The sequence below is a fragment of the Candidatus Acidiferrales bacterium genome (genome assembly GCA_036514995.1).
GTDB lineage: Bacteria > Acidobacteriota > Terriglobia > Acidiferrales > DATBWB01 > DATBWB01.
Genome location: DATBWB010000112.1, coordinates 1 through 4822, shown reverse-complemented (window position 1 = coordinate 4822; position 4822 = coordinate 1). Strand labels below are relative to the sequence as shown.

The following is a 4822-nucleotide window of genomic DNA, read 5'->3' as shown; positions in this document are numbered from 1 at the left end:
CTTCAGAGTCTGTGTGACAACCCCGACTTGGGCCATCTTCAGCGGCTCAAGCCGCTGAAGGTTTATTGAAATTACTCGACTTACGGCACGACTAAAGTCGTGCCCTGACGAGAAACGTGAGTTTTCACACGGACTCTTCAGCCGGGCACGACTGGTTTCGTGCCCTGCCGGTCTAAAAGCCCGCCGCTACAAGTCTTGGTGGCGTCGTTCCGGAAGGTAGCTCCGGAACCATGCGACCGTATCGGCAATCGTTTCCCCGAGTGGCCGGGGCGAGAAGCCCAGCTCGCGGCGAGCCTTGGCGCTCGAATAGCAAGCCGGATGAGTGGTGTGCCGGAGCATTTCCCGGGTAAGGGCGGGCGAGCGCCGCGTGACGGCGCCCCGCATCTCTTCGAGCAGAGCAAAAGCGTAGGCAAACCATCGCGGCAAACGAAACCGCGGCGGCTTCATGCCGGCCATTTCCGCCACCAGGCCGTAGAACCGGGGCAGCGGCATCGCTTCCGCTGAAAGGATGTATCGCTCCCCGCTGCGGCCCCGGTCGATCGCCGCAATCGAAGCCGCCGCCACGTCGCGAACGTCCACAAAGCTCGCCACCCAATCGATCGTTCCCGGTACTTTGCCCTGAAGGGAATTCAAGACCATGCGCCCGCCGCCGGAGACGTGATGGTCGGGCGCGCCTAGAATGATTGTGGGATTGACCGCGATGACCTTCATGGGTGATGAGGCTGGATTCTCTTTGGCGAAGCCGAGAACGAGTTCCTCGGCGCGACGCTTGGTGCGGACGTAGTTCACCTCTTCCCATTCTTCGAGCCAGGGATTGCTTTCATCGGCGGGCTTGCCGTCGAGGCTTTGGCCGACCGCGGCCACGCTGCTGACATGGAGAAAGTTTTTGACGCCGGCATGGCGCGCGGCCATGAGGACATGGCGAGTACCCTCGACATTCACGGCATCCATCCGGCCGCCCCCGGTGCGCCAGAAGCCGACCCAGGCAGCCGTGTGAAAGACCGTCTCGACGCCCTCCATGGCCGCGCGCACGGAAGCCGGGTCAGTGACGTCGCCCGGGCGCAGGTCAACGCCGAAGGGCGCGAGAATTTTCGCGCGTTCCGGCCGCCGGACAAGCGCGCGCACCTGCTGGCCCAGCTCAGCAAGCTGCCTGGTGATGTGGTAGCCGACAAAACCGGTGGCGCCGGTAACGAGCACCTTCGTCACAAGGAAGCTCCCAAGCTACTTGGCATTAGACTCAAGCAGTGGACTCGAGCAATTTCCGCAAGCTTTTCTCATATGGCGCTCGGGCCACGCCGCGCTCGGTGATGACGGCGGCGATGAATCGCGCCGGGGTGATGTCAAAGGCGGGATTGGCCGCCGGCACGCCTTCCGGGGCAATCGGCACATCGCGGATATGGGTGACCTCGCGGGCGGCGCGCTGCTCGATCGGAATCTGATCGCCCGAGGGAATGGAGGGGTCGAGCGTGGAAAGGGGCGCCGCGACATAAAACGGCACGCCGTGTTCCCTGGCAAGGACGGCCATGGGATAGGTGCCGATCTTGTTCGCGGTGTCGCCGTTCGCGGCGATGCGGTCGGCGCCGGTGATGACGCAGCCGACCTGGCCTGTCCTCATGAAATGGCCGATCATGTTGTCGGTGATGAGGGTTTGCGGGACGCCCGCCTGCTTCAGTTCCCAGGCAGTGAGTCGCGCCCCCTGAAGATAGGGCCGCGTCTCCGGAACCAGCACGCGCAATTGCTTTCCTTCTGCGACGGCGGTGAGGATGATGCCGAGGGCGGTGCCGATGCCGCCGGTAGCCAGCGGCCCGGTGTTGCACTGCGTCAGCACCACGCCGGACTGCGGCATGAGCGGCGCGCCATGCCGGGCCATCGCCTCCTCCAGCGCCCGTTCTTCCGCGTGGATTCGCTTGGCTTCTTCCACCAGCCCGCGCCGGATCGCGGCAAGTTTTTCTTCGGGCGTTCCCTGGGCCGCTTTTAATTCGGCAAAACGCCGCTTCATGCGCTCGATGGCCCAGAAGAGATTCACCGCCGTGGGGCGCGTCTCGGCCATCACCTTCGAGATGGCGGCAAATTCGTTTTCGAGTTGCGCCAGGTCTTGCGCCGGCGAGGTTTCGACGCCGAGGGCTACACCCATGGCGGCGGCAATGCCGATGGCCGGCGCGCCGCGGATCACCATCTCCTTGATGGCCTGGGCAACTTCTCGGTAGTGGGTATAAGTGTGATAGACGACCTCAGCGGGCAGCCGCCGCTGGTCAAGCATGCGCACGCCGGCGTTGGTCCACTCAATCGGTTGGGTCATCGTCGTAAGCATCACTTGTGCATTCTATTCTATCCTGAATCGTGATCCGGGAGCCGTGACCAGCGACCAGTGACCAGCGACCCACAACCATGCTGCTCGTTTACTTCATCGGAAGTTTGCGGAAGAAATCGGTCACGACCCAGATCAAGAGAAAAACGGTCAAGTTGTAACTCAAGTGGACCAGATAACTCGCCAGCACCGAGCCGGTGCGGGCGCGCACGTAAGTCAGGATCAACCCGACCAGCAGGATGAGAGCGATCTGCGCCCAGCCGCCCCAGAGCTGCTGCGCGTGAATGGCGGCAAAGAGAAGGGCGGTCGCCAAGATGCCCGCGCTCGTGCCCCAAGCGCGCGCCAGCACGGGATAAAGATAACCGCGGAAGACCACCTCCTCGACAAAAGGCGCCACCAGGATGCCGAAGGCCGCCAGGAGATAGATCGCGCCCGGGCTGGAGAGCAGCTCATCGATCGGCAACTTCTTTTTGGGCGCCGCCAGCCCGGAAGCAACCTGAATCGCGACCGCGGCGAGACATCCAAGCGAGAGATAGCGCTGGGCCAACCGGCCGGGCAAAGAGTTCCAGCGGATGGATTTCCAGAATTCAACCCCGTGATAAAGCCGCACATTCACGTAGAGGAAACCAAGGCTGAGCGCATAAACGATGGCTTGGATGGGGATGAGCAAAAAGGCATTGTGGGCCACCGCCTTCTGCAACGTGGCCGCATCGCGAATCCCATGTCGAAGGGCGTAGATGCCGAACCCAAGGGCGGAAATGAGGATCAACGCCAGCAGGAAGAAAATGCCGAATCCCACGACGCCATACACACCCCAGGGAGGATCGCGCCGGGGGTGCACCGGAGCGGAGAAGACCTCCGGGGGAGTCCAGCTTGCCCCGGTGCCGGCGGGGCTTGCTGGCCCCGACTTGGGCGATTCGCCCCCGGCGGATTCGGTGGGGGCGGGAGGCGGGCTCGACCCGAAGGCTCGCCCTGAATGGAAATCGCTCAACGGGCACGCTCCAGGATGGCGGCAGCCAAAAGCGGCAGAAGAATTTCATGATGGCCGGTGAAAGAGAAGCCGCGGCCGGCCCCGCCAGCCACCGGGCGCTCGACCACGTTCCGCATCGGCCGGTAGTGCTGGATGAAATCGAAATTGGCGGTGGTGATGTTGCGCAAGGGCGTGCCCAGATTACGCGCCACCGACACGGCTTTCAGGAAAACTTCCGGCAAGACCACCGCCGAGCCCCAGTTCAGATAGACACCGCCGGGATGCATCTGTTTCACCAGCGCGCAGAAGAGGCGGAAGTCGTGATGGGTGGCGGCGCCGAGCGCGGCGCCATCGGCCGAGCGATGCATATGCGGCGTGTCTGTGCCGATGGCGAGATGCACGGTTACCGGCACGCGCGCGCGGTAGGCGGCGATAAGCACGCTTTTGTCAGGGTATTTCGTACGGAGCCGCGGATTCGTGAGGAGCTTGCCCGCCGCCTCGCCCAGGCCGATGCCGCTGCGCGCCGCGCCTACGGCGATTTCGTTGAGATAAAGCCCGGTTTCTTCGGCCATGCCGAACTTGCCGCGGCCGAGCACGGCTTCAACCTCTTCCGAGGTGTTGCCCACGAGCGCAATTTCGAAGTCGTGCACCAGCGCCGCGCCGTTCATGGCGATTCCGGTGACGTAGCCGCGGCGGAGCAGATCAATCAGCACCGGCGCGAGACCCACCTTGATAACATGCCCGCCAATGCCCCAGAGAATCGCCTTGCGGCGAGCGCGCGCTCGCCGGATTGCCGCCACTAGGGCACGCAGGTCTTCGCCGGCCAGGATGCGGGGTAACGATTCGAGAAATGCCCGCACCGACGCTCCTTGGCTAAGCGGCCGGGCAAAATCCCGCACGTTCACCTTGCTCTTGCGCTTCCCGAGCGGATAGGTGCGAACCTTCTCCAGGCTAATCGGCCCGATGTCGTAGATGCTCATGCGCTTCCCCACCCAGCACAAAACGCTGGATGGGGCACCCGCAGCACTCTAAATGGAGATGGTCACTCTGCGCAAGGGTAGGTAGTTGGGTGTGTAGGGGCAAGCTTCAGTTGTTGGGTGTCAAGACATTCGTTACACCGGTTATCAGGACATCCGTTACACCTGGCGGGTGGCCCATCCTCGCGAACCTGTCCCGAGCGGAGCCGAGGGAGCGAGGGTGGGGTTCATAGGAATAGAAAGCCGCGTTTCTTCAGGAGAACAACACCCTACCCATCAAACAGCGATGGATGGGGCACCCGTAATTTTGGAATTCCTGTGCGTGCCGGAGCCGTTGGGGCCATTGAGGACGCGGGCGAGGGCTTGGCCGGTGTAGGACTTTTTGTTGCGGGCGACCTGCTCAGGGGTTCCTTGCGTGACTAGCCGGCCGCCGGCCTCGCCGCCTTCAGGCCCGAGGTCAATGATCCAGTCGCCCTGCTTGATGACGTCGAGGTGGTGTTCGATGATGATGACGGTGTTGCCCAGGTCGGCGAGCCGGGCGAGCACGTCGAGCAATTTCTTGACGTC

At 63.1% G+C, this 4822-nt stretch carries 5 protein-coding genes; all 5 read right to left on the bottom strand.

Translation table 11 applies throughout. The features are described from left to right. Positions 1–186: 186 nt before the first annotated feature. The gene (locus tag VIH17_07975) at positions 187–1206 is read right to left on the bottom strand and encodes an SDR family oxidoreductase (protein ID HEY4683171.1); all 1020 of its coding nucleotides are present in this window, start codon (positions 1204–1206) and stop codon (positions 187–189) included. 31 nt (positions 1207–1237) lie between these two features. Next, positions 1238–2311, bottom strand: coding sequence for an S-methyl-5-thioribose-1-phosphate isomerase (mtnA, locus tag VIH17_07970; GenBank protein HEY4683170.1), 1074 nt, complete (start codon positions 2309–2311; stop codon positions 1238–1240). A gap of 88 nt (positions 2312–2399) precedes the next feature. After that, the gene (locus VIH17_07965; protein ID HEY4683169.1) at positions 2400–3299 is read right to left on the bottom strand and encodes a CPBP family intramembrane glutamic endopeptidase; all 900 of its coding nucleotides are present in this window, start codon (positions 3297–3299) and stop codon (positions 2400–2402) included. Then, positions 3296–4258: a hypothetical protein gene (locus VIH17_07960; GenBank protein ID HEY4683168.1), complete on the bottom strand. Its 963-nt coding sequence runs from the start codon at positions 4256–4258 to the stop codon at positions 3296–3298. Before VIH17_07960 ends, VIH17_07965 begins: the two co-directional genes overlap by 4 nt. A gap of 273 nt (positions 4259–4531) precedes the next feature. Continuing rightward, a partial coding sequence (locus VIH17_07955; GenBank protein HEY4683167.1) for a hypothetical protein occupies positions 4532–4822 on the bottom strand: 291 nt, incomplete at its 5' end.